This is a genomic window from Algiphilus aromaticivorans DG1253 (assembly GCF_000733765.1).
Lineage (GTDB): Bacteria > Pseudomonadota > Gammaproteobacteria > Nevskiales > Nevskiaceae > Algiphilus > Algiphilus aromaticivorans.
In genome coordinates, this window is the sequence record NZ_JPOG01000001.1 from 2,132,181 (window position 1) to 2,155,213 (window position 23,033).

The 23,033-nt window shown below is 67.1% G+C and carries 21 protein-coding genes; 2 read left to right on the forward strand and 19 right to left on the reverse strand.

Features of this window, described 5'->3' with window-relative positions; all coding sequences use genetic code 11:
* Position 1 precedes the first annotated feature (1 nt).
* From U743_RS09985 to U743_RS10045, 13 genes are all read right to left on the reverse strand, one after another.
* Entirely contained in the window at positions 2 to 1,201 is a 1,200-nt protein-coding gene (locus U743_RS09985; RefSeq protein WP_052367869.1) for an acyl-CoA dehydrogenase family protein, read from the reverse strand.
* Complete coding sequence (locus tag U743_RS09990) at positions 1,201 to 2,334, reverse strand: acyl-CoA dehydrogenase family protein (protein ID WP_043767824.1); 1,134 nt, start codon at positions 2,332 to 2,334, stop codon at positions 1,201 to 1,203. Before U743_RS09990 ends, U743_RS09985 begins: the two co-directional genes overlap by 1 nt.
* A gap of 214 nt (positions 2,335 to 2,548) precedes the next feature.
* Positions 2,549 to 3,427 (reverse strand): SDR family oxidoreductase, encoded by an 879-nt coding sequence (locus tag U743_RS09995; RefSeq protein WP_043767827.1) that lies wholly within the window; start codon positions 3,425 to 3,427, stop codon positions 2,549 to 2,551.
* A 154-nt stretch (positions 3,428 to 3,581) separates the two neighbouring features.
* A complete protein-coding gene (locus U743_RS10000; protein ID WP_043767832.1) occupies positions 3,582 to 4,733 on the reverse strand; it encodes an acetyl-CoA C-acetyltransferase in 1,152 nt (383 codons plus the stop codon).
* Positions 4,734 to 4,816: 83 nt separating this feature from the next.
* Positions 4,817 to 5,878: an acyl-CoA dehydrogenase family protein gene (locus U743_RS10005; RefSeq protein WP_043767834.1), complete on the reverse strand. Its 1,062-nt coding sequence runs from the start codon at positions 5,876 to 5,878 to the stop codon at positions 4,817 to 4,819.
* Positions 5,879 to 5,880: 2 nt separating this feature from the next.
* Complete coding sequence (locus U743_RS10010; RefSeq protein WP_043767838.1) at positions 5,881 to 7,047, reverse strand: acyl-CoA dehydrogenase; 1,167 nt, start codon at positions 7,045 to 7,047, stop codon at positions 5,881 to 5,883.
* Positions 7,048 to 7,068: 21 nt separating this feature from the next.
* Positions 7,069 to 7,842: an enoyl-CoA hydratase family protein gene (locus U743_RS10015; RefSeq protein ID WP_043767843.1), complete on the reverse strand. Its 774-nt coding sequence runs from the start codon at positions 7,840 to 7,842 to the stop codon at positions 7,069 to 7,071.
* Entirely contained in the window at positions 7,839 to 8,942 is a 1,104-nt protein-coding gene (locus tag U743_RS10020) for an NAD(P)H-dependent flavin oxidoreductase (protein WP_043767847.1), read from the reverse strand. Before U743_RS10020 ends, U743_RS10015 begins: the two co-directional genes overlap by 4 nt.
* A complete protein-coding gene (locus U743_RS10025; RefSeq protein ID WP_043767851.1) occupies positions 8,942 to 10,123 on the reverse strand; it encodes a lipid-transfer protein in 1,182 nt (393 codons plus the stop codon). The genes U743_RS10020 and U743_RS10025 overlap by 1 nt, the downstream gene beginning before the upstream one ends.
* Entirely contained in the window at positions 10,120 to 10,614 is a 495-nt protein-coding gene (locus U743_RS10030; RefSeq protein ID WP_084191468.1) for a Zn-ribbon domain-containing OB-fold protein, read from the reverse strand. Before U743_RS10030 ends, U743_RS10025 begins: the two co-directional genes overlap by 4 nt.
* Positions 10,611 to 11,408 carry a CoA-transferase subunit beta gene (locus tag U743_RS10035; protein WP_043767855.1) on the reverse strand — a complete coding sequence of 266 codons (798 nt, stop codon included), beginning with the start codon at positions 11,406 to 11,408 and terminating at the stop codon, positions 10,611 to 10,613. Before U743_RS10035 ends, U743_RS10030 begins: the two co-directional genes overlap by 4 nt.
* 42 nt (positions 11,409 to 11,450) lie before the next feature.
* Positions 11,451 to 12,326, reverse strand: coding sequence for a CoA transferase subunit A (locus U743_RS10040; RefSeq protein WP_043771855.1), 876 nt, complete (start codon positions 12,324 to 12,326; stop codon positions 11,451 to 11,453).
* A gap of 15 nt (positions 12,327 to 12,341) precedes the next feature.
* Positions 12,342 to 13,229 (reverse strand): VOC family protein, encoded by an 888-nt coding sequence (locus U743_RS10045; protein ID WP_043771857.1) that lies wholly within the window; start codon positions 13,227 to 13,229, stop codon positions 12,342 to 12,344.
* A 353-nt stretch (positions 13,230 to 13,582) separates the two neighbouring features.
* Here U743_RS10045 and U743_RS10050 point away from each other — a divergent pair, with 353 nt between their 5' ends.
* The gene (locus U743_RS10050; RefSeq protein WP_198021995.1) at positions 13,583 to 14,659 is read left to right on the forward strand and encodes a cyclase family protein; all 1,077 of its coding nucleotides are present in this window, start codon (positions 13,583 to 13,585) and stop codon (positions 14,657 to 14,659) included.
* Between the two features lie 59 nt (positions 14,660 to 14,718).
* Here the strand turns inward: U743_RS10050 and U743_RS10055 are convergent, their stop codons facing one another.
* The 4 genes from U743_RS10055 to U743_RS10070 all read right to left on the reverse strand — a co-directional run bounded on the left by U743_RS10055 (position 14,719) and on the right by U743_RS10070 (position 18,693).
* Positions 14,719 to 16,143, reverse strand: a complete 1,425-nt coding sequence (locus tag U743_RS10055) for a hypothetical protein (RefSeq protein ID WP_084191469.1) — start codon at positions 16,141 to 16,143, stop codon at positions 14,719 to 14,721.
* Between the two features lie 115 nt (positions 16,144 to 16,258).
* Entirely contained in the window at positions 16,259 to 17,023 is a 765-nt protein-coding gene (locus tag U743_RS10060; protein WP_043767858.1) for a 3-hydroxyacyl-CoA dehydrogenase, read from the reverse strand.
* A 130-nt stretch (positions 17,024 to 17,153) separates the two neighbouring features.
* On the reverse strand, positions 17,154 to 17,756 hold the full coding sequence (locus tag U743_RS10065) for a Tll0287-like domain-containing protein (protein ID WP_043767862.1): 603 nt from the start codon (positions 17,754 to 17,756) through the stop codon (positions 17,154 to 17,156).
* A 142-nt stretch (positions 17,757 to 17,898) separates the two neighbouring features.
* Positions 17,899 to 18,693 (reverse strand): enoyl-CoA hydratase-related protein, encoded by a 795-nt coding sequence (locus U743_RS10070; protein WP_043767866.1) that lies wholly within the window; start codon positions 18,691 to 18,693, stop codon positions 17,899 to 17,901.
* A 96-nt stretch (positions 18,694 to 18,789) separates the two neighbouring features.
* On the opposite strand from U743_RS10070, the gene U743_RS10075 reads away from it, so the two are divergent.
* Positions 18,790 to 19,350, forward strand: coding sequence for a DUF3228 family protein (locus U743_RS10075; protein WP_043767871.1), 561 nt, complete (start codon positions 18,790 to 18,792; stop codon positions 19,348 to 19,350).
* A gap of 22 nt (positions 19,351 to 19,372) precedes the next feature.
* On the opposite strand, the gene U743_RS10080 is transcribed toward U743_RS10075, so the two are convergent.
* Together U743_RS10080 and U743_RS10085 are read right to left on the reverse strand one after the other, a co-directional pair.
* On the reverse strand, positions 19,373 to 20,323 hold the full coding sequence (locus U743_RS10080; RefSeq protein ID WP_043767875.1) for a histone deacetylase family protein: 951 nt from the start codon (positions 20,321 to 20,323) through the stop codon (positions 19,373 to 19,375).
* A complete protein-coding gene (locus U743_RS10085) occupies positions 20,320 to 23,013 on the reverse strand; it encodes a bifunctional acetate--CoA ligase family protein/GNAT family N-acetyltransferase (RefSeq protein WP_043767881.1) in 2,694 nt (897 codons plus the stop codon). Before U743_RS10085 ends, U743_RS10080 begins: the two co-directional genes overlap by 4 nt.
* Between the last annotated feature and the right edge of the window lie 20 nt (positions 23,014 to 23,033).

The window sequence follows — 23,033 nt, forward strand, 5'->3', positions numbered from 1 at the left end:
ATCAGTCCTTCGGCCTCGGCTCTCGCGGCAGGCCAAGGCCGCGTTCGGCGATCAGGTTGAGCTGGATCTCGTTGCTGCCGGCGTAGATCGTGTCGGCGCGCGAGAAGAAGAAGATCTGCTGCAGGCGTCGAATGGCGGGGTCCTCGGAAGGCACTTCGCCTTCCGGCCCGAGAATGTCCATGGCGAGCTTCCCCAGCTCGCGGTGCCAATTCGACCAGTAATACTTGTAGATCAGCGCCTCCCGCGGCAGCGCCAGATCGTCGCCACCGGCGAGCATGCGCAGCGCGTTGTAGCGCATCACGCGCAGCCCGCCCCATGCCTCGGCGATGCGCCCGCGAATCGCCGGCTCCACAGCCTGGCCGGTGCGCTTGGCCGCGTCGATGACCAGCTGCAACTCGTGCGCGAAATGCATCTGCTGGCCCAGCGTGGAGACACCGCGCTCAACCTCCAGCAGCCCCATGGCGACCTTCCAGCCGTCACCAGGCGCACCCACCAGGCAATCGGCCTCGGCCACGGCTTCGTCGAAGAAGACCTCGTTGAACTCGCTGCCACCGCTCATCTGGCGGATCGGGCGAATACTGATGCCGGGCTGATCGAGTGGCAGCAGCAGAAAACTCAGCCCGTGCCGTCCCTTGCTGCCGGGCTCGCTGCGCGCGATGACGAAAATCCAGTCGGACTCCTGCGCCAGCGAGGTCCAGATCTTCTGACCCGAGACGCGCCAGCTGCCGTCGTCGTGCTGCCAGCAACGCGTCTGCACATTGGCCAGATCCGAGCCGGCGTTCGGCTCCGAATAGCCCTGCGCCCAGAACTCGCGGCCTTCGAGGATGCCCGGCAGGAAGCGCTGCTGCTGCTCCGGGGTGCCGAAGCGGATCAGCGTCGGCCCGAGCAGGCCCTCGCCGATATGCCCCATGCGCCCCGGCCCACCGACGCGCGCATATTCCTCGTGAAAGATGACCTGCTCTTCGATGGAGAAGCCGCGTCCGCCGAATTCGACCGGCCAGCCGATGCCGGTCCAGCCACCGGCGGCCATCTCGCGCTCCCAGCGCTTGCGCAGATCCGGGTCGGCCTCTTCGTCGCCGGGGCCACCACGATGCTTGAGCGACGCGAAGTCGCCGCACAGATGCTCGTCCATCCAGGCGGCGATCTCGGCACGCAGATCCGAAGGCGCGGCCTCGCGCGCCGGCTGTGTGGCATCGGCCATCACGCAGCCTCGTCGTCGAGAAGATAGGCAGCCACGTTTTCGGCGAGGCGCTCTGGGCGGCCCAGCCAGACGCGAGCGGCCTGCGCGCGCTTGAAGTAGAGCTGCGGGTCGTATTCCCAGGTGAAGCCGACCCCCCCGTGCAGCTGAATCGCTTCCTGCGCGCAGAAGAAGAAGGCGCGGTCGGCGCGCGCACGCAGCGCAGCGCATTCCGCTGCGAGCTGGGCATCGTCACCACTCTGCTCGGCCAAACGCGCCGCGCCGAGCACGCCCGAGCGTAGCGCCTCGATCTCCACCATCATCTGGGCACAGCGATGCTTGACGGCCTGAAAGGAACCAACCGGGCGCCCGAACTGCTTGCGCTCGGCGACATAGGCCGTCGTGAGATCCAGGCAGCGCTGCGCGCCGCCCAGCGACTCGGCGGCGATATGCAGCTGTGCGATGGCAGCGGCGCGCCGCAGGCCCGCCTCAGGAGCACCATCAGCGTCCAGGCGCTCGGCCGGCGCGCTATCCAGCGTCCAGCTACCGAAAACGCGTGTGGCGTCCCAGCCGGGCTGTGCCAACACGCTGACGCCCTTGGCATCGCGGTCGACGGCGAAGAGGCCAAAGGAGCCATCGCCAACTTCAGCCAGACAGATCAGCGCATCGACCTGTGCCGCGTCAGGCACGCGCGCCGCCTGGCCCCGCAGGCGCCAAGCGCCGTCGGCGGCCTCGGCGCGTAGCGTGGCGGCTGCGTCGGCCCAGTTCGGACTATCCGGCAGCGGCGCGCTCAAGCTGCAGCGTCCTTCAGCCACCGCCGGCAGCCAAGTGGCCGCAGCGCTATCGGACGACACGTTACGCAGCAGATTCGCACCCAGCGCCACGGTCGAGAACAGCGGCGCGCAGAGCAGATGCGCACCGGACTGCTCGAAAAGCAGGGCCTCGGTGAGCGTCCCCATGCCCATGCCGCCGTGGGCCTCGTCGATGCCCACCGCGCACCAGCCAAGTTCACCGGCGACCTGCCGCCAGAGCGCACGGTCGATGCCCTCGCCCGCCTCACAGCACGCGCGCACAGCCGCGGAATCGGAGGCCGAGGCCAGAACCTCGGCAGCCGCTTCCGCAATCATCCGCTCTTCGTCGCTCAGGGAAAAAGTCATTTCCGCGTCGTCATATAGCTGTGCGGATTATTGGAGGTGAGTCCGGCTCGCCTCATCACCCGTTGGGATTAGGGTTTTTGACGGGGATCGCGCGCGCGCCCTGGATGCACACCGCCAGGCCCGATTGCACAGAGCGAGACAGCCCGCCGCTGGCGCGGCGGACTGTCCTCGGAAAGGCATCTGCCCTCTGCCGCGCACCGCACGGCGCGCCGCTTCAGGTGCCGTAGACCTTCTGCGGCGCCGGCGCCTTGCCGATGAGCTGCTGCACGGCCTCGCCGATCTCGGCCGGCTCCCAGCGCGCGCTCTTGTCCTGGACCTCACCGGTGCGCCAACCGTCGGCCACCGAGATGCGACCGCCGTCGGCCTCGAAGACGCGCCCCGAGACCTGCGCCGATTGCGCGCTGCACAGCCAGACGACGATGGGCGAGACATTCTCCGGCGCGAAATGATCGAAACCGTCGTCGGGCTTCTTCATGACATCGGCGAAGACATCCTCGGTCATGCCCGTGCGCGCCGCCGGGGCAAGCGCATTGGCCGTGATGCCATAACGGCCGAGCTCAGCCGCCTGGATCAGCGTCAGCGTGGCTATGCCGCCCTTGGCGGCACCGTAGTTACTCTGCCCGATGGAACCCTGCAACCCGGCACCGGAGGTGGTGTTGATGATGCGCGCGTTGACCTTCTCGCCGCGCTCCTTGACCTGGGCGCGCCAGCGCTTGACCAGCACATTGCTGATGCAGAAGTGGCCCTTGAGGTGGACCTTGATGACGATGTCCCAGTCATCTTCCGACATGCTGGCGAACATCTTGTCGCGCAGCACGCCGGCATTGTTGACCACCGCGTGCACGTCGCCGAAAGCCGACTCGGCTGCCGCGACGATCGCCTCGGCACCCGCCACCGACGTGATGTCGTCACCATTGGCCACGGCGCGACCGCCAGCTCCGGTGATCTCGGCAACCACGGCCTCGGCGGCTTCGTGGTTGATGTCGTTGATCAGCACCGCGGCACCCTCGGCCGCCAACGCGAGCGCGTGCGCCCGCCCCAGGCCGGCGCCGGCCCCGGTAATGATCACGTTGCGTCCTTCACAAATCGCCATGACTGACGTCTCCCAATAGATGAATAAAAAGCTCTCGAGCCAAAGATTTTTCAGACGGGCGCAGATCGGGTTTCTGCTTGTCCGCTGCTCCGACCTCCTGTAGCTCGGGCTGCAGCCGACCTGGGGGGCGGTCTTGAATCTGCGACGTCGGCGACTAAACCAAGCGCTCGATGATGGTGACGTTGGCCACGCCACCGCCTTCACACATGGTCTGCAGGCCGTAGCGACCATTGCGACGCTCCAGCTCGTGCAGCAGTGTGGTCATGAGCTTGGTGCCGGTCGCGCCCAGCGGGTGGCCCAGGGCGATGGCGCCGCCGTTGACGTTGAGCTGCTCGTGGGCAAATCCAGTTTCCTGCATCCAGGCCAGGGGCACCGACGCAAAGGCCTCGTTGCATTCGGCAATATCGATGTCAGCCGGCCTCAGGCCGGTCTGCTTCAGCGCCTTCTGCGTCGCAGGAATCGGCGCGGTGAGCATAGCGATGGGGTCATCGCCCATCAGGCCCATGTAGTGGATGCGCGCGCGCGGTTTCAGACCGTAGCGCTTGAGCGCGGCCTCGGACACCACCATCACGGCCGAGGCACCGTCGCAGGTCTGGCTAGCGACGGCCGCGGTCAGCGAGCCGCCTTCGGCGAGCACTTCCAGCTCGGCCATCTTCTCCAGCGAGGTCTGGCGCATGGTCTCGTCGCGATCGAGGCCATTCAACGGCACGATCTCACGTTCGAAACGACCGTCGGCCAGCGCGGCCAATGCCCGTTCGTGGCTAGCCAGCGCAAAGCGCTCCATGGCCTGGCGGTCCAGGCCCCAGCGATCGGCGATCATCTGCGCACCGTGGAACTGCGTCACCGGCTGATCGCCGAAGCGCTTGCGCCAGCCTTCACTTCCCGAGAAGGGATCGTCGAAACCCAAGGGCTTGCCCGCCATCATCGAAGAACCGATCGGCACGCTGCTCATGGTCTGCACGCCGCCGGCGATGACCACGTCCTGGACGCCACTCATCACCGCCTGCGCGGCGAAATGCACGGCTTGCTGCGAGGAGCCGCACTGGCGGTCGATGGTTACGCCGGGCACGGATAGCGGCATGTCGGCCGTAAGCCAGCAGGTGCGGGCGATGTTGCCGGCCATCGGACCGACCGCATCGACGCAGCCAAAGACGACGTCGTCGATCTCTTCGGCCGGCACACTGTTGCGCTCGACAATGGCCTTCAGGACATGCGCACCGAGATCGGCGGCGTGAACCTCGGAAAGACTGCCGCGGCGCTTGCCGGTAGGGCTGCGCAAGGCGTCGACGATATAGGCTTCAGGCATTGAAATTCTCCGGTCTTGGAAGCGCGGTTCTCGCGCTTGAATTCGTTGCGATAGCTTCGATGTGAATCAGCGAAAGCTGCGCTTCAGGTGGTTTCGAATGTGGCGGATGGTCCAAGCGCGGCACCGTCGGCGAAGATGTCCTCGGCCAACCGCGCCTTGAAATGCGGGACGTCCCCCCAGGCGGCATCCAGCACCCAGGCGCGCTTCATGAACATCTGCAGGTCGGCTTCCCAGGTGTAGCCCATGGCGCCGTGCACCTGGATGCTGGCGCGTGCGGCCTTGCGCGCCGCTTCGCTGGCCTGCAGACGCGCCTGGGCAATGGCGCGACCGCGTAGCGACTGGTCGTGGGCCAGCGCATAGGCCGCGCGGTGCACCACGGGTGCGGCAAAGTCGATGGCGACCTGCACGTCGGCCAGATGATGCTTGACGGCCTGGAAGCTGCCGATGGGCTTGCCGAACTGCTTGCGCTGGGCGGCGTAGTCGACACCCAGATCCAGCATGCGTTGCGCCAGACCAACCAGCTGTGCGGAAACCGCCAGTGCGGCGCGGTCACAGGTATCAGCCCAGAGTTGCGCGCCGAGGCGCGCATTGGCGATTCGATTGGCCTCGCTCGGCTCCCAGGCCACCGAGAACAGTCGTCGCGACATATCGATGCTCGGCTGAGCCGTCAGCTCAACCTCGTCGGGGCGAAGCGCGTGCACCGCATCCTCGTGCCACATCAGCAGCAGGTCGGCGGTGCCGGCGTCGGCGACGAAGGGGTTGATGGGATGCCCTACAGCAACACGCGCGCTACCGTCGGCGATGCGCGGCAGCCATTCGCGCTTGCGCTCGATATCCGAGGACAGATCGCGAATGATGCCGGCGCCGAGATAGGCCGTATCGATCAGCGAATCGGGAATCGCGTAGTAGCCCAGCTCCTGCTGCACCAGCACCCAATCCAGATCGCCCATCTCGATACCGCCGAAATCCTCCGGCACTGACAGCGCCGTCAGGCCCTGGTCGGCGAGCTTGGCACGCAGCTCGGCCGAGCGACCGCTCTGCGTTTCCCAGATGTCGCGCAGCATCTCCGGCGCGGCCTCGACGACGAGGAACTTGCGGATGGCGTCGCGGAAGGCGAGTTGATGGCTCTCGAAAGTGAAATCCATGATCAGCTCCGCGGCAGGTCGAGCACGCGCTCGGCGATGATGTTGCGCTGGATCTCGTTGGTGCCGGCGTAGATCGGCCCGGCCTGCGCGAAGAGGAAGCCGTCCAGCCACTGGCCGATGCCCGCAGCTTCGGGGGCATGCGGCAGCAGCTCGCCGCGCGCGCCGAGAATCTGCATGGCCGTCTCGTGCAGCTTCAGATCCAGCTCCGACCAGAAGATCTTGTTGGTGCTGGCTTCGGCGCCGATGCGCCCGCCCTTCACCAGCTTCGAGGCGGTGCGATAGGTCGACAGCGCGTAGGCCTCGGCCGCGACATAGCCCCGGATCACCGCATCACGGATGCCCGGATCGCGGTCGGCGCGTTCCTGGTTTGCCTTGTAGAGATTCACCAGCGCCTTGGCGGTCTGCTGGAAGCGGCCCGGCGAACGCAGCATCAGACCGCGCTCGAAACCGGCCGTGGCCATGGCGATGCGCCAGCCGGCACCCTCGTCGCCGAGGCGATTGCCCGCCGGGACACGCACGTTATCGAAGAAGATCTCGGCAAAGCCCGGCTGGCCGTTGAGCTGGCGAATCGGCCGGATGCTGATGCCCGGCAGGTCCAGCGGCAGCAGCACGAAGCTCATGCCCTGGTGGCGCGGCGCGGAAGGGTCGGTGCGGAAGAGGCCGAAGAGCCAGTCGGCATAGACCGCGCGCGTTGACCAGGTCTTCTGGCCGTTGATGATGTAGTCGTCACCGTCGCGCTCGGCCTTGCAGCGCAGCGCCGCCATGTCCGAGCCGGCACCGGGTTCGGACCAGCCCTGCGCCCAGATGTCCTCGCCCGAAGCCATGCGCGGCAGAAAGCGCGCCTTCTGCTCGTCCGTACCGTATTCCATCAAGGTGGGCGCGAGCAGGAAGATCCCGTTCTGGTTGACGCGCATCGGCGCACCGGCGCCCCAGTATTCCTCTTCGAAGATCAGCCAATCGATCAGCCCGAGGCCGCGCCCGCCGTATTCCTTCGGCCAGGTGACCGCGCTCCAGCCGCCATCGAAAAGCGTCTTCTCCCATTCGCGGTGCTGTTCGAAGCCCTCGGCCGTATCGAGGCTCTGCAGGGGCTTGGCCGGCAGATTGTCCGCCAGCCAGGCGCGCACTTCCTTGCGGAAGACGCGCTGACTCTGTGTGTATTCCAGTCTCATGGTGCGTGTCGGGGGTTCGGTCTAGTTGTTGTCGGCACGCGCATTGACGTCCGCGTCGCGCTTTTCCACAAAGGCCCGGCGCGTCTCGGCCGAGTCCGGTTCCATGTAGGCCTGCAGCGTGAAGCCCTGCTCCCAGCGGTACTTGTCCTCGAGGTTGCCGTCCTCGATGCCGTTGAGGGATTCCTTGGCCAATCGCAGCATGGCCGCGCTCTTGCCGGCAATGCCGCCGGCGATGGCCATGGCCTTGTCGCGCAGCTGCTCGGGGCCGACCACAGCCTCGATGGCGCCCAGGCGGTAGGCCTCGGCCGCATCGATGGGCTCACCGGTGAAGTACATCGCGCGCACCTTCTGCACCGGGAACAGCCGCTGCAGATGCGCGCCGCCGCCCATGGCGCCACGATCGACCTCGGGCACGCCGAAGCTGGCGTTGTCGGCGGCGACGAGAATGTCCGCCGCACCGGCGATACCGATGCCCCCACCGAGCACGAAACCGTGCAGTGCCACGATGACCGGCAGCGGATTGCGATGAATCGCCTCGAAGGTCCGGTAGTTGCCGGCGTTGACGTCGACGATGCGCTCGGGATGCGCATTCAGCTCCTTGATATCGACACCGGCACAGAAACCCTTGCCCTCGGCGCGGATGACGATGACCCGCAGATCCGAACGCGTACCCAGCTCATGTATGGCGTCGGCAAGCGCGTGCCAGCCGTGGCTGTCCAGCGCGTTGACCGGCGGCTTGTCGATGACCAGCTCGCCGATGCCCTCATGACATTCAATGCGGAAAGGGGTGCTCATGCCGCGTCTCCCTGCTTGTTCGTGGCGGCCGTGGCGCCCTGCGGGCGCGGCATCGCGTCGATGCGTGCGGTGGCCTCGGCCATGATGTGATCGATCAGCTCAACCACCGGCGGCAGGTCGTCGAGCACCGAAGCCACCTGCCCGCTGGGCAGCACACCCTCGTCCGGATGGCCTTCGACCATGGCGCGCTGGATCAGCACCGGCGCGTTGGCCGCCGACAGTGTCTGCGTGATGGAGTCGCCCGAGCGCATGGCTGCGATGAAGGTGCGCAGCATGTGCAGGACGCTCATGCCGGTGCGCTGCTTCCAGCGCCAGGCGGAAGCCAGCGCGACGAAGAGTCGCCGCAGACCACTGCCGCCCTCAAGCTTCTCTAGATAGGGGTTGTCGATCATGCGCTGCGGCATGCCGTCGACGGCGGTCGAGGCGCGGATGCGCGCCGCGTCCTGAACCTCCTGGTACTTGGCCAGCGTGCTGCGCGGCACCGGCGATTCGGCCGTCATCAGAAAGCGCGTCCCCATGGCGATGCCCGCCGCACCCCAGGCCAGCGCAGCGGCGAGCCCGCGGCCATCGTGAAAACCGCCGGCGGCGACCACCGGCACGTTCACGGCCTTGAGCACCTGTGGCAGCAGCAGCGTCGTCGGCGTCGAGCCGGTGTGACCACCACCCTCGCCGCCCTGCACTGTGATGATGTCCGCACCCAGTTCGACGGCCTTCACGGCGTGCTTGAGCGCACCCACCGTCGGCATGCAGAGCACGCCGGCTTGCTTGAACCGCCCGATGGTCTCGGCATTCGGCCCGCGCCCGTAACTGACCGCGCGCACGCGATCGGCGTTGGCGAGCACGCGCTCGATGACTTCCTGCGCATTGGGCTGGAACATGTGGAAGTTCACGCCGAAGGGCCCATCACAGCTTTCGCGCAGCTCGGACAGGGCGGCGTCCAACTCGGACGTCGACATGGTCGCGGCTGCCAGGAAACCGAAGCCGCCGGCATTGGTGGTGGCTGCCACCAGCTTGGCATCGGCCACCCAGCCCATGGCCGTCTGCACCACCGGGTGGCGGCAGCCCAGCATCTCGGTCAGTGGCGTGCGGATCTCCGGCATCAGCGCTGCACGATGACGCAGGAGCCGTGGCCGAAGAGGCCCTGATTGGCAGTCACGCCCACGCGCGCGCCCTCGATCTGACGCGAGCCGCTGGTCCCAGTGAGCTGCCAGTGCAGCTCGCAGACCTGGGCGATGGCCTGGGCCGGCACGGCCTCGCCGAAGCAGGCCAGGCCGCCGCTCGGGTTTACCGGCAGCTTGCCGCCGATGGCTGTATCGCCGCGGCGCAGCCACTGGGCCGCCTCGCCGCGCGGGCACAGGCCGAGATCCTCCATCCAGTCCAGTTCCAGCGCGGTGGAGAGATCGTAGACCTCGGCCACGTCGACATCCTCAGGGCCGATGCCGGCCTGCTCGAAGGCCGCGCGCGGCATGGTGGCGCGGAAGGCGTGCGGCTCGGCCGATGCGGCCGAGTCGGTGGCCAGATCCGGCATCTCCACCGTGCTCGACGCGAAGGTCGGCGTGGCAGTGGAAATGGCGGCGACACGCGGGCTGTCGGCGCGACCCATGCGACGCGCGTAATCGGCACTGCAGACCACCAACGCGGCGCCGCCGTCGGAGGTCGCGCAGACATCCATCAGCCGCAGCGGATCCGCCACCGTCGGCGAGTTGGCGACATCCTCGGCCGTGAAGCGCTTGCGATAACGCGCGCGCTCGTTGTCCGCGCCATGCGCGGCGTTCTTGACCTTGACCTGTGCGAAGTCCTCCACGGTGTCGCCGTAGAGGGCCATGCGCCGACGCGCATAGAGCGCGAAATAGGTCGGGTTGGTGATGCCGAGCCGGAAGCGCACCCAGTCCGGATCATCCGGCCGCTCGCCGGCGTTGGGCTTGAGAAAGCCCTTGGGCGTGGTGTCAGCGCCGACCACCAGCGCGACCTCGCACTCACCGGCCGCGATCTTGGCGCGCGCGGCGTTCAGCGCCTGCGCGCCGGAGGCACAGGCGGCGTAGGAGGTGTGCACCTGCGCACCCTGCCAGCCCAGCGCCTGCGCGAAGGTCGCGCCGGCGACATAGCCCGGGTAACCGCAGCGCACCGTGGCCGCGCCAGAGACAAAGCCAACGTCACGCCAGTCCACACCGGACTCGGCCAGTGCGGCGCGTGCGGCGAACACGCCGTAGCGCGTGAAGTGATGCCCCCACTTGCCCCAGGGGTGCATGCCGGCGCCGAGGATATGGACTGCCGTGCTCATGCGACCCTCTCCCCACCGTCGGCTGCGCCGACGGTTCCCCCCTCTCCCTGAGGGAGAGGGGAAGCAGTCGGACGCCACTTCCAGGTTAGCGCATCGCCTTCCTCGTCCGAGAACAGCGGCTCCACGACGAGTTCCATTTCCATGCCGACTTGCAGATCCGCCACATCGACGCCGGTCGCGCACTGGCCGAGCACGACCATGCGCTCGGCATCGAGCTCCACGGCGGCGATGGCAAAGGGTTCGTAGGGATCACTCACCGGCACGTAGGGTGGCGGCGGCTGATAGGCCGCATTGGTGTAGCTCCACAGCCGGCCGCGACGCGACAGCGGCGCGTCCTCGAAGGAGTCGCTGTCGCAGTCCGGATGCCGGCAGAAGCTGTCCAACCTCGGAAAATAGACCGTGCCGCAAGCGGTGCAGCGGCTGCCCAGCAAATGCGGCACCCCGTCGACTTCGGTGAGATAGCCTTCCAAGGCGGGGCGCTGCGCGCTCATGCCGCCTCCGGAACTGCGGGTGGGTTGTCCTTCACTTGCTTCGCGCGGATGTCATGCGGATCCATGCGCCGGATGATTTCGAGCTGCTCTGCAGTCGGCAGCTGCGTCGTGCCCATGTCATCAGCCGCCAGCAGCGGGAAGCCGGTGGCGTCCTGCACCTGCTCGAAGCTCACGCCCGGATGCAGGGAGCGCACCCGCGCCGCCTGATTAGGTCCGTCGAAGGCCATGACGCAGAGATTGGTGACGACGACGCCCAGGGTCGCGAAGTCACGCCTGGCGCCTTCCAGCCAGCGCTCGGCCTTGGTGCCAACGCCGCAGACCATATCGACCTCGCCTTCCACGAAGACACGCTTGTTGTGCTGCGGGACGAAGAAGGAATTGCGGTGATTGATGCTGTTGCCGGGCAGACCACGCACACCCAGGATCGCCGCCTTGGGCTGTTCGTAGCTGCCGCCGACCACCGAAAGATTGGTCTGCGCCCAGCGATCGATCTGCGTCGGTCCGATCATGGCGTGGCGCGCCCCGAACCAGACGCACTCGAAGACGCGCTCGAAGGGCAGATAGCCCTCGTACTTCGGCTGGTGGTCGCCCCGCGGCCCCAGCGGCACCGGCTCGCTCACCAGGTGCGCCTCGCTGTCGGTCATCAGCAGCTCGGGCGAGTGCGTCAGCTTGGCCAGGCTCGCGCCCAGACGCGGGATCGGGCCGATGCCGGAGGCAAAGATTTCGCCGTTGTCGCGCCAGGCTTCGCTGGCCGCGACGATCATCAGCTCTGCAAGTGTCGCCTGCTCAGACATGGCGTCCTCTGCGTGGTTGGTTGGCGGGCAACATCGGCGCGCTCAAAACGCCGGCAGCGATAGGCTGCGGATGTGCTCGGCGCCGCCGACGGCCTTCAGGTAGGCGTCCTCGCCGGGGGCGATGTAGTGGTTGAAGTAGCCCGCCCAGCCATCTTCTTCAGTGGCCGAGGCGTTGTAGGCCTTGAGGTGCGCCATGTCCCAGCCGTAGTCGGGCCCGAAGTAGGTGGGGTGCGCGCCGCAGGGGGCGTGCACGACACCCTTGACCAGATAGCGCTCGAAGCGGTTGTCCTGGACCGTCTCGGCGTCGAGCTGCAGCTGATCCTTGATCTGCTCGCAGCTGACGTAGGCGGCATCAGCAGCGCGCGCAAAGAGGTGATCGAAGAAGCGGTCATGGCCGCGCTCCAGCGTGTTGCCCAGGCGATCGGCGACATTGACGTGCAGCAGGGCCGCATCCAGCTTCAGCGCCGGCATCGCCACATAGACCTCGCCGTCGTCGTAGGGCGAGGCCACCGTGCGCAGTTCCGGATTGCGCGACATGACGTCGGTCGCCAGACCCACCCGCGTCGGCAGGAAGGACATGCGCATGCCGGCGGCACGCAGGCCCCACTCGAACATGCCCTCGTCCAGCTCCATGATCGACAGCTCGCCGCTCTGGCGCGCCTTGCGAAAGTAGGGCTCCAGAGGGATCGCGTCCATGGTGACGAAGGGATAGACCAGCCGCTTGACCTTGCCGGCCGCGCACAGCATGCCGACCTCCGGGCCGCCGTAGGCGACCACCGTGAGGTCGGTGACATCCGAGCGCAGCAGCTCGCGTACCAGCGCCATCGGCTTGCGCCGCGGCCCCCAGCCACCGATGCCCAGCGTCATGCCGCTTTCCAGACGCCCGATGGCCTCGGCCGCCGTCATGCTCTTGTCCAGCGCCATGTTCGCCCCTTACTGGAAGCCGACCGAGAAATCGTGACCCCAGATGCTCACGCTCTCGGTCTTGGTGGTCTCGTGCTTGTCGGGATCGACGATCTCGCCGCCCCAGCCGAACTCCAATGCGAAGTTCGAAGGGGTCATCATGTAGAAGGAGGTCATCTTGTCGTTGGTGTGCTGCCCCAGCGTCGCCATCAGCTTGACGTCGAAGGCCTGCATGCGGTCGTGCGCCTTGCCGACCTCGGTCATTGAATCGACCTCCACCATGATGTGCACGCAGCCGGCCGGATTCGGCATCTCGGCCAGCGCCAGGCTGTGATGCCGGCCGTTGATGCAGTGCAGGAAGTGGATGCGCATGCCCGGCGAGCCGTCCGGCGGCTCGAAATTGAATTCGTCGGAGGCGCCGAAGCCGAGCTTGTCCACGAAAAAGGCGCGCGTCTCGTCGAAGGGAAGCGCAGGCAATACCGTGTGCCCCATGCCGTACTTGCCGGTCTTGAAGCCCGTCACACCGATGGGCGAGACGAAGGCCGCATTGCCGCCGCTATAGCCATGCGTAAGCTCGTGGCGGTTGCCCGCGGGGTCGAAGAAGGTCGCGATATCGGTCACCCGACGCGCCTTCTTGAATGCCTCATCGCCGCGCTCCACGCTTTGTCCGGCCGCCTCGATGGCGGCGATGGTCTCGTCGAAAGCCGCCGCATCGGCCACCTCCCAGCCCGAGGCGAAATACCGGTCCTCGGCGCCGGATATCACGCTGATGCGAAAGTCGCGCTCGTCCATCTTCAACGCGAGCCCGGTGCCGTCATCCAGCGCCTGCATCCCGAGCACCTGCTCGGCGTAGTCGCGCCAACGCTGGATGTCGGTGGACTCGGCCACGACATAGGCCAGCTGGGAAATCTGCGGCATGGCGTTGTCTGCCCCCTGAATGTGCGCCGCCATTATCGAAACCACCGCCCCCCAAGGCTTCATCCGTTGGGGTGAGTCGCGACCGACTTGCCGGGGGCAAGTCGCAGCGCGACTCACCGCCGCGGCCATGGATGGCCGCGGCGGAACGAGCGCGAAGCCGATTCTGGCCCCTCCTCGAAGCGAGACTCCGCACCAGACGACTTCAACACCATGGGCAGCAGTCTCACGGAAGAGGCCTCCATCGCAGACTTCCACCGCAGAGACCTGACGATACGCCCGACAGGGATCGGGCCAGTGGCAAACACGGACCACAACTGCTCCAATAACGCCATAACGCACAAGGAGGAGAGACGATGCTGCAAGCCGAACTGAACCGGATGACCCGCCTTTCGGGCGGATTCCTCACCGTGATCGCTGCAACCGGTGCCCTGTTGGCTGCCGCCGCGCCCGCTCCAGCCGAGGCGCAGAAAGAAGCATCCGTCATCGAGCGCCTGCAGACCGACGCCCCTCGCAATTGGGGTAAATGGGGCGACGCTGACGAGGTCGGCGCGCTGAATTACCTGGACGCCGCGCAAGTTAAGCGCGGCGCGCAGGCGGTACGCAGCGGCAAGACCTTCACGCTACAGATTCCGATGACGCACGACGACGGCCCGGTCTTTCCGGGGCGCGTGGCCATGCAGCACTACATGTCGCAGGACGAGGCGCTGTACAGCTCTGGCAAGGCCGACCCGGTGGCCGGCGGCATCAAGTATTCCGACGACGTCGCCTTCATGTACCTGCAGGGCACCACCCACGTCGATGCGCTGGCGCACGCCTGGTACGGCGAGCAGATCTACGGCGGCACGTCAGCCGACAGCACCGTGCACGGCCATGCGGTGGCAGATGTGGCGGCGCTCGGCGAGCGCGGCATCGTCGGCCGCGGCACGCTGCTGGATGTGGGCCGGCATCGCGGCGGCGACAACGGCCGCCTGCCGCCGAACACCTGCATTCACCTGAAAGACCTTGAAGCCACGGCCAAGGCGCAGGACATCGAAGTCGCCAAGCGCGACATTCTCGTCATCCGCACCGGTTCGCTCGTGCGCTACTACGAGGACGAACCGGACGCCGAGTGGAACGCGATGAACGAGCCCGGTCTCTGCTACAGCCGCGAGCTGCTGCAATGGCTGGACGCCATGGAAACGCCCGCCATCCTGATGGACAACATCGCCATCGAGAAGGTGGTGCAGGAGATCGACGGCGAGCAGCTGGTGATCCCGCTGCACGGCGCGCTGATGCGCGACATGGGCATCGTCCTCAGCGAAATCAACTGGCTGGAGGATCTGGCCGAAGACAGCGCGGATGATGGGCAGTACAGCTTCCTGCTGACGGCCGCTCCGCTGAAGGTGGAAGAGGGCAGCGGCGCACCGGTGAATCCGGTAGCCGTCAAGTAATCCCCGGGATGGCGCGCGGCATCAGGCTTTAGCGACCGGCCCGCGCACCCTTCCCGCTCCTAGTCGGAAGACGGCGGGTCGCCGTCGTCGCTGTCGCCGCGCTCCTTGCGCACGACGGCCGCCTTGCCGGCGATAGTGCCGTCGTCCTCACCCTGGAAAAAACGCGTCCCAAAGATCAGCAGGCACAGCACTACACCCACCGGGAAGGCCCAGGCCGCACCCTTGGTGACGAGCACGGCGGCGGTGACGCCGGCAATTCCGAGGTCGCGCTGGCTCTTCGCCTCCATGATGCCGATGCGCACGCTGACGTAGCCCTGGATGAGCAGCGTCAGGGCCAGCGCCACGGCCAGGATCGGCTCGACCAGGCTGACGATGGGCAGCAGCAGCAGGCCCGTATTCGTGCCCCAGCGGAAGGAGCCGGAGCCGCCGAAGATGGAATCCATCGCGGCCCTGCCCTGCTTGTAGCGCTCGATAACGACGACGTGCATGGCCGACCATAGCGGCCCGCACATGACGACATCCGGGCCGAACATGCTCATGCCGAGATTGCGGCCACCGAAGAGCAGGTGCGCGCGATCCGCGTTGTAGTCGATCTTCTCGTCGGGCCGAACGCCATCCGCCTCCTCAAGCAGCGCCTTGCTTTGCAACACATCGCCGAAGAGCACGATGTAGGCAGCCGCCACTGTCGGCACGGCCATCAGGAACATCATCGGCGACGGCAGGCCGACGCCGAAGACGGTGTACTCGGACCACATCAGCGCGAAGTCGGGCTGGCTGAAGCCCCAGCGGATGTCGGGCCACGGTGCCTCACCGAACAGCGGCGCAATCACCACCGCCAGCGCGATGATCGGGAAGATGCCGAGCTTGCCAATCTGGCCCCACAAGCCTCCGCGCGCCTTCAGCTGGCCGAAGTGGCGCGAGAACAGCAGATAGAAGGCCAGGCCGATGGCGATGCTGATGGTGAATGGGAACTGATCGAAGCGGCCGCCCGCCTCGAAGACCACAACTACTGCGGCCAGCCCCGCCCCCATGATGATGCCGGCCTTGATGGCCGAGGGCACCAGCCGCACCACCTGTGCGGCCAGCCCGAAACGCCCGAGCACGATGGCAGTCGCGCCTAGCAGCATCTGGAAGGCGATCAGCGCCTGCACGCGCGCCTCTCCTTCCGGAAAGGTCTCTACGTAAGCGATCAGCAGCGGAATCGCAGGCGTGATCCACCCCGGCACCACCGGATCACCGAGCAGGTGATGCACGAGATAGAGCAAACCGTTGAGGATGACGATGGCCAGCGCCGCCTCGAAGGGCATGCCCAGAAGCTCGGTCATCAGCGGAATCGCGGCGAGATCCACCGCGCACATCAGCAGCCCCTGCAGGAAATCGGGCAGCTCGAAGCGGTAGTGCAGGAAAGGCAGCCGAAGCTTGAAGGGCCCGACCGGTATAAAAGGGCTCTCGGCGCCCTCCGAGCGCTGTTTCCATGCAGGCATGCGGACTCCCCCATCCGGTGATCATTCGTCTCACCGGCGAGTTTGCCACCAGTCGGGTGCGCAGCAGCAGCCGCGGATACGCCCGGCGACGGTTACGCCGCCGGGCGGCTCGTTCTTAGCGCGGCTGCATGCGGATGCCGCCGTCAACGCGGATGGTCTCGCCGTTGACGTAGGCGTTCTCGACGATGGACTGCGCCATCTGCGCAATCTCCTCGGGACGGCCCAGGCGCTGCGGGTTCAGCACCTGCTGCGACAGGGCATCGACGACCTTCTCGCCCAGTGCTTCGAAGAGCGGCGTGTAGATCAAGCCCGGCGCGATGGTGTTGACGCGGATGCCCAGCTGGGCGAGATCGCGCGCGATGGGCAGCGTCATGCCAACGATGCCGCCCTTGGAAGCCGAATAGGCGGCCTGACCGATCTGGCCTTCGTAGGCCGCCACCGAGGCCGTGTTGATAATGACGCCGCGCTCGCCTTCAACCGGCTCGTTGTTGGCCATCTGCTCGGCCGCCAAGCGCAGAACATTGAAGGTGCCAACCAGATTGATCTGGATGACCTTGTTGAACTGATCCAGCGGGAAGGGGCCGTCCTTGCCGAGCGTCTTCGACGCGTGCGCGATGCCGGCGAAGTTGAGGCAAACGTGGATGGCACCGAAGGCTTCCATGGCCTTGGCGATCCCGGCCTGCACGGAGGCTTCGTCGGTGACATTGACCTCGGCGAAGACGGCCTTGTCACCCAGCTCCTTGGCCAGCGCTTCGCCGGCCTCGGCATTCATGTCGAAGATGGCCACGCGCGCGCCGCGCTCGTGGAAGTACTCGACGTTGGCGCGGCCGATGCCGGAAGCACCGCCGGTGATGACGAAGACGCGATCGTTGATCTGCATGAGGTCTCCTTGGTCGTGAGGGATGAAAGCGGGACAGCCCCTGCTGCCGCGCAGCGAAGCTGCGCAGCGCGTTCCCGGGCCGGATTCCGGGCGGAAGTCTAGCGCTTCATGCCGGGATCGGGCGGGAGCCTCAATCCACTGAAAGCCGCTTGAGCGAGAATGCCCCGCGCAGCTCGCCGGCCGCATAGCCGGTGGCGCGATCGTGCGGATAGGCTGCTTCCAGGACGTCCTCGATGCCCTCGGCCCGCGCCGCGGCATCGCCGTGGCAGGCCAGGCACACGGGCTGGGTGGGAATCGCACGCATGTAGCGCGCGACCTGCCCGAGCGGCTCGTCCACCGTCTCGAAATGCTCGTAGGGGCCCGGCCCGGAATCGGCAAAGCGCGCCTCGAAGGCCGCCAGCTGCCGCTGCTCCCAGACATCGGGCATGCCCAGCATCGGGTTGCGTACGCCGCGGCTAACGCGGCGCACCTGCCAGCCGCTATCGCGCGACAGCTCGGCCGCGATCGCGGGGGCGACATCGCGACAGACGCTGACGGCCATTTCGGGGCCGCCCTCCTGCATGGCCGCGCGCAGCTCGCCCTGCAGCGTCTCTGCAAAGCGGTCGACGATCGCGCTGGCCTGCGTGGCGGCCTCCGCCGAATCGGGCGCGGCGTGCGCCGGGCCGATCAGGGTCATCACCAACAGGACAGCAGCAAGCGCATGACGCGCGGGGATGGTTGATTCGTCGGCCATGGCTCGCTCCTTACTCCGTCGGGATCGGGCGACCGTCCGACAGAATCTCGTCGAGCAAGCCACCATATATTCTATATCAAGAATATACTTATTCTATAAATACAACAATTGCCGAGGCGGCCCGCCCTCGGCGCAGTCGCGCTCATTCGCCGCGGAATTGGGCGGGCCGTTTTTCCAGAAAGGCCTGGATGCCTTCGCGCGTGTCGGCGGAATAGCCGACTTCGGTCTGCGTACGCGCTTCCAGCGCGAGTTGGGCCTCGAAGTCGTTACCGCTACTGGCATCGAGCAAGCGCTTGATGCCGGCCAGCGCCTGCGTCGGCTGTGCGGCCAGCTGTCGCGCGCGCTCGGCAGCCTGCTCGGGCAATGCCTCGTCGTCGTGCAGTTCGGCGATCAAGCCCCAGTCCAGCGCCGTCTGCGCATCGAGCGGCTCGCCGCTCATCATCCATTGCATCGCCCGCGCGCGGCCGATCAGGCGCGGCACAACCCAGCTGCCGCTGGCATCAGGCACCAGACCGATACGCACGAAGGCCTGCATGAAGCGCGCCGAACGCGCCGCCAATACGATGTCCGCCGCCAGCGCGATATTGCAGCCCGCGCCTGCCGCCACGCCGTTGACCGCGGCCACCACCGGCTTGGCCATGCCGCGCATCAGGCGCAGCGTCGGGTGGTAGACGGGTTCCAGCGGCGCGCCGAAATCAATGGGTGAGTCTTTCTCGAAGGCCGGCGCCACTGCGCTCAGATCCGCGCCGGAGGAGAAACCCCGGCCATTGCCGGTCAGCAATACACAGCGGCAGGCCGGATCGTCGGCCGCCCCCTGCAGCGCGGCCTGCAATGCCTCCATCATCTCGGCGGAAAGCGCATTCAATCGCTCCGGCCGATTCATGGTGATGGTGGTCACACCGGCTTCGGAATGCGTCAGCACCGCATCCTGCGTCATGGCCATCTCCGTAATTGACTTGCGTCAGCTTAGCCGAGGGCCGGCAGCCAGTGCGCCGGTTACCATTCGCAGCCCCATTCGAGCGAGTGACCGACCGTGCGCATCGTGCTCACCGACTTCGCCCGGCCGCGCCTGTTTCCCAGGGACGGCCGGCGCAACGCCATCCTGACCACGCCGGAGGATTTCGAGCAGCGGCTCAACAGCGAGACGCCGCTGAAAGTGCTCGACGGCTACGCCGATTTCTGCAAGCTGCACGTGCACCGCAACTGGACGCAAACGCGCTGCGCCACGGTGCGCATCACGCCGGAGAACCAGCACCTGCTGAAAAGCGACTTTGAGGGCCGCAACGAACGCGAGCTGCCGGTACTCAATCGCTGGTTCGAGGGCGTCGAGCCGCCGGTAGCGAGCTACCTCATCGCCATTCTCTACTCGCGCGAGCAGATGGCGAAGGAAGGTGAGCCGGTGGATGCGGATTGGGGTGTGGTCGGCTGTCTGGCCACCGCCGAGCCCGAAGAGACGCCGCTGGCACCGATCACCATGCTGCGCAACGCGCTGGGTGTGGACGAAGGCGGCTCCGGTGTGCCGCTGGACCGCGACGCCTACATGAAGGCCGTGGCCTTCTGGCGCGAGCACGCCAACTGGCGCGACACCCGCTGAGCGCGCCAGCTGCGGTCAGGCTTCAGAAGCCGGCATCCGGCTCCATCAATGCCTGGATGTGCACGGTAGCGGCGCGCCCCAGCGCGGAAAGGTCGTAACCGCCTTCCAGCGTCGACACGGCGCGTAACCCGGCGCTGGCGCGCGTGCGGCGCAGGATCTCGCGGGTGACCCAGGCGTAGTCGTCCTCGACCAGCCGCAGCTCGGCCAGCGGATCCTCGGCGTGCGCGTCGAAGCCGGCCGAGAACAGGATCAGCTCCGGCGCGAAGCGCTTCAGCGCCGGAAACCAGCTCGCCGTCACGGCCTCGCGGAAAGCGTCGCCGCCGTCGCCCGCGCGCAGCGTGACGTTGCTCATGCTGGCGGTTTCGCGCGCCGGCCCCGCCAGCGGATACAGCGGGTACTGATACGACGAGCAGAGCAGCACGCGCGGATCGTCGCCGAGGATGTCCGCCGTGCCGTTGCCGTAGTGCACATCGAAATCGACGACGGCCACCCGCTGCAGGCCGTGCGCCTCCAGCGCATGCAACGCGCCGACGGCTACATTGTTATAGAAGCAGAAGCCCATGGCCTGCTCGCGCTCGGCATGATGGCCCGGCGGCCGCACATTGCAGAAGGCCGCGCCCACGCTCCCGCCCAGCACGAGATCGACGGCCTGCACGGCCGCGCCGGCGGCGCGCGAGGCCGCCTCCAGCGTGTGCCGGTTCATCGCTGTGTCAGGGTCGACACGCGCCAGTGCCCCGTCCTCGGTCGGCGCCGCAGAGGCCAGTCGATCCAGATAGGGCTGCGTGTGGGCGCGCACCAACTGCTCCGGCGTCACTGGCTGTGCGTTGTTCTGCTCCAGGAAATCGAAGATCCAGGCGGCCTTGAGCCGATCCTCAATGGCCGACACCCGCGCCGGCTGCTCGGGGTGGCCCACCCCCATTTCGTGCGCCAGGCTGGAAGGGTGCGAGATATAGGCTGTGCGTCTTGCGCTCATGCGGAACTCTCCTCGTCGAGAACCATGCTCGCACGCATGACGCCCCGCTCCTCCGGCGCGCGCCACACCCGAAAGCCGAGCTCGCGGCAGAGCCCGAGCATAGCGCCGTTGTACTCCAGCACGTCGCCGACCACCTCCCGGATGCCGCGGCTGCGCGCGTAGTCGAGGATGCGACGCATCATTCGACGCCCGATGCCCTTGCCTCGCATATCGCGCGAAAGGATGATCGCGAACTCCGCGCGCTCGTTGTCCGGTTCGGCGATCAGACGCACGACGCCGTGCAGTGGCGCCTCCCCGGGCTCGCCCAGCTCGGACAGCACCAGTGCCATCTCGCGGTCGTAGTCGATCTGCGACAGCCGCGCGGCATAGCGATGCGGCAACTGCCTCAGGAAATGATGGAAGCGCAGATGAATCTCTTCCGGCGTGAGCTGATCGAAGCCGGCGCGCAGCATCACTTCGTCCTCCGGGCGAATGGGACGCAGCATCAGCCGGCGACCATCGTCGAGCTGCACTTCCTCTTCCAGCTCGCGCGGATAGGGGCGGATGCAAAGCCGGTCGGCCCGGTCGGTGGCACGCACGCGGCAGCGCGCATCCAGGCCCATGGCGCCATCGGCGGTGAGCAGCAACGGGTTGATGTCCAGCTCGCGAATCTGCGGTACATCCACCGCCAGCTGGGAAAGCTTGACCAGAATCAGTGCCAGCGCCTCGCGATCCAGCGCGCCACGGCCGGAATGCGCCGTCAACAGACGCGCCACCCGCGTGCGATCGATAAGGCCATAGGCCAGCTGCATATTCAGCGGCGGCAAGGCCAGTGCCGTATCGGCGAGCAGCCGTACTGCCGTGCCGCCGTGGCCGAAGAGGAGGAGCGGACCGAAGAGTGGGTCGTCGCCGATGCCGACGATCAGTTCCAGACCATACTGGCCAGGAATCATTGGCTGCACGAGAAAGCCCTGCACATCCAGCTCCGGATGCTCGACCGCCATACGATCACGCAACGCCGCCGTGGCCGCGCGCACGGCCTCGGCACCGTCCAGATTCAGCAGCACACCACCCGCCGCGGACTTGTGCTTCACCTGAGGCGAGACCAGCTTGACCGCGACGGGGCGCCCAATCTCGGAGGCAATGGCGGCCGCGCCTTCAGGATCCAGCGCCATACGGCCGGCAACCAGCGGAATGGCATAAGCTCGCAGCACCTGCGCGCACTGCGCCTCGCTCAGCCACTCGCAGCCATCGGCGATGGCCTCGGCCACGGCCGCACGCGCGGCCGCGACGTCCGGAACAAAGCTCTCCGGCATCGAAGGCGGTGTCTGCAGCAACTCATCCTGTACCTCGCGGTAGTGCACGAGATGCATATAGGCCGTCGCCGCCTGCGCCGGCCCGGAGTAGCTCGGCAGGCCATGCGTGGCCAGCCAACGGCGGGCATGCGCGGCGGTGTGCGCCCCCACCCAGCTCGCCAGCACGGTGCTGCGCGGATGTGCGGCCACGGTTTCCGACACGCCCTTCGCCGAGGCGATGCTGTCGGCCACGCCTGTGGGTGAATTCAACACAAGCAGCGTCGTGGTCTCCGGCTCGGACAGCAGAATGTCGATGGCGCGCTGGTAGCGCTCGGCGTCGGCATCGCCGAGGATGTCGATCGGATTGGCGCCCGACCAGTTGGCGGGAAGCACCGCGTCCAGGCGTGCGCGCACCGCCTCCGGTAGGACTGCAAGCGCCCCGCCCTGCCCCAGCAGCGCATCCGTGGCCAGCACTCCGAGGCCACCGCCGTTGGTGAGGATGGTCAGCTGCTCCCGGTGCGGCATCGGTCGCTCGGCGAGCAGGGCTGCCGCGTCGAAGAGACCCTCGATGTCCTGAACGCGCACGATGCCGGCGCGCCGCAGGGCCGCGTCATAGACCGCATCCGTGCCAGCCAGGGCGCCGACATGCGTGGCGGCGGCGCGCGCGCTATCGGCAAAGCGGCCCGCCTTGACGACGATCACCGGCTTCTGGCGCGAGGCCGCACGCGCCGCGGACATGAATTTGCGCGGCGCAGTCAGCGATTCCATATAGAGCAGGATGGCACCGGTGGCACCGTCGGCGGCGAGATAATCCAGCATGTCGCCGAAGTCGACATCGGCCATGTCGCCCAGTGACACGAGATGCGAGAAGCCGAGGCCGCGTGGCGCCGCCCAGTCGAGAACCGCCGAGATCACCGCACCCGACTGGGCGACGAAGGCCAGACGCCCGGACGCCGGCTGCAGATGCGCGAAGCTGGCGTTCAGCCCGTTGGCGGTGGCCAGAACACCCAGACAATTCGGCCCGACGATGCGCATCATCGACGGTCGGGCGGCGGCGAGCATGCCTTGCTGCAACTGCTCGCTGGCTTCGGTGCCTAGCTCGCCGAAGCCAGCCGTGATGACAATCGCCGCGCGCGTGCCGCGCTCGGCCAGCTCCGCGACGATGTCCGGAACGGCTTCCGGTGGTGTCGCAATCACCGCCAGATCCGGCGCCGCCGGCAGATCTGCGATCCGCGCGTGCACCTTCTGACCGCGCAGACGCCGATGCGCCGGATTGACGAAGTCGACCGCTCCAGAGAAGCCTCCGCCCAACAGGTTGGCCGCCAGCACCGACCCCACCGACCCCTTGCGCGTGCTCGCCCCGATGAGGGCGACACGCTCGGGCCGGAAGACTGCGTCGAGATTGCGGGTGGTCACGGGAGCCTCGTTACGGACCT

What these genes read in the sequence shown, in the direction of transcription:
- U743_RS09985 (WP_052367869.1), bottom strand. Translation starts at nt 1,201, where the DNA reads ATGGCCGATGCCACACAGCCGGCGCGCGAGGCCGCGCCTTCGGATCTG.
- U743_RS09990 (WP_043767824.1), bottom strand. Translation starts at nt 2,334, where the DNA reads ATGACTTTTTCCCTGAGCGACGAAGAGCGGATGATTGCGGAAGCGGCT.
- U743_RS09995 (WP_043767827.1), bottom strand. Translation starts at nt 3,427, where the DNA reads ATGGCGATTTGTGAAGGACGCAACGTGATCATTACCGGGGCCGGCGCC.
- U743_RS10000 (WP_043767832.1), bottom strand. Translation starts at nt 4,733, where the DNA reads ATGCCTGAAGCCTATATCGTCGACGCCTTGCGCAGCCCTACCGGCAAG.
- U743_RS10005 (WP_043767834.1), bottom strand. Translation starts at nt 5,878, where the DNA reads ATGGATTTCACTTTCGAGAGCCATCAACTCGCCTTCCGCGACGCCATC.
- U743_RS10010 (WP_043767838.1), bottom strand. Translation starts at nt 7,047, where the DNA reads ATGAGACTGGAATACACACAGAGTCAGCGCGTCTTCCGCAAGGAAGTG.
- U743_RS10015 (WP_043767843.1), bottom strand. Translation starts at nt 7,842, where the DNA reads ATGAGCACCCCTTTCCGCATTGAATGTCATGAGGGCATCGGCGAGCTG.
- U743_RS10020 (WP_043767847.1), bottom strand. Translation starts at nt 8,942, where the DNA reads ATGCCGGAGATCCGCACGCCACTGACCGAGATGCTGGGCTGCCGCCAC.
- U743_RS10025 (WP_043767851.1), bottom strand. Translation starts at nt 10,123, where the DNA reads ATGAGCACGGCAGTCCATATCCTCGGCGCCGGCATGCACCCCTGGGGC.
- U743_RS10030 (WP_084191468.1), bottom strand. Translation starts at nt 10,614, where the DNA reads ATGAGCGCGCAGCGCCCCGCCTTGGAAGGCTATCTCACCGAAGTCGAC.
- U743_RS10035 (WP_043767855.1), bottom strand. Translation starts at nt 11,408, where the DNA reads ATGTCTGAGCAGGCGACACTTGCAGAGCTGATGATCGTCGCGGCCAGC.
- U743_RS10045 (WP_043771857.1), bottom strand. Translation starts at nt 13,229, where the DNA reads ATGCCGCAGATTTCCCAGCTGGCCTATGTCGTGGCCGAGTCCACCGAC.
- U743_RS10050 (WP_198021995.1), top strand. Translation starts at nt 13,583, where the DNA reads ATGCTGCAAGCCGAACTGAACCGGATGACCCGCCTTTCGGGCGGATTC.
- U743_RS10055 (WP_084191469.1), bottom strand. Translation starts at nt 16,143, where the DNA reads ATGCCTGCATGGAAACAGCGCTCGGAGGGCGCCGAGAGCCCTTTTATA.
- U743_RS10060 (WP_043767858.1), bottom strand. Translation starts at nt 17,023, where the DNA reads ATGCAGATCAACGATCGCGTCTTCGTCATCACCGGCGGTGCTTCCGGC.
- U743_RS10065 (WP_043767862.1), bottom strand. Translation starts at nt 17,756, where the DNA reads ATGGCCGACGAATCAACCATCCCCGCGCGTCATGCGCTTGCTGCTGTC.
- U743_RS10070 (WP_043767866.1), bottom strand. Translation starts at nt 18,693, where the DNA reads ATGACGCAGGATGCGGTGCTGACGCATTCCGAAGCCGGTGTGACCACC.
- U743_RS10080 (WP_043767875.1), bottom strand. Translation starts at nt 20,323, where the DNA reads ATGAGCGCAAGACGCACAGCCTATATCTCGCACCCTTCCAGCCTGGCG.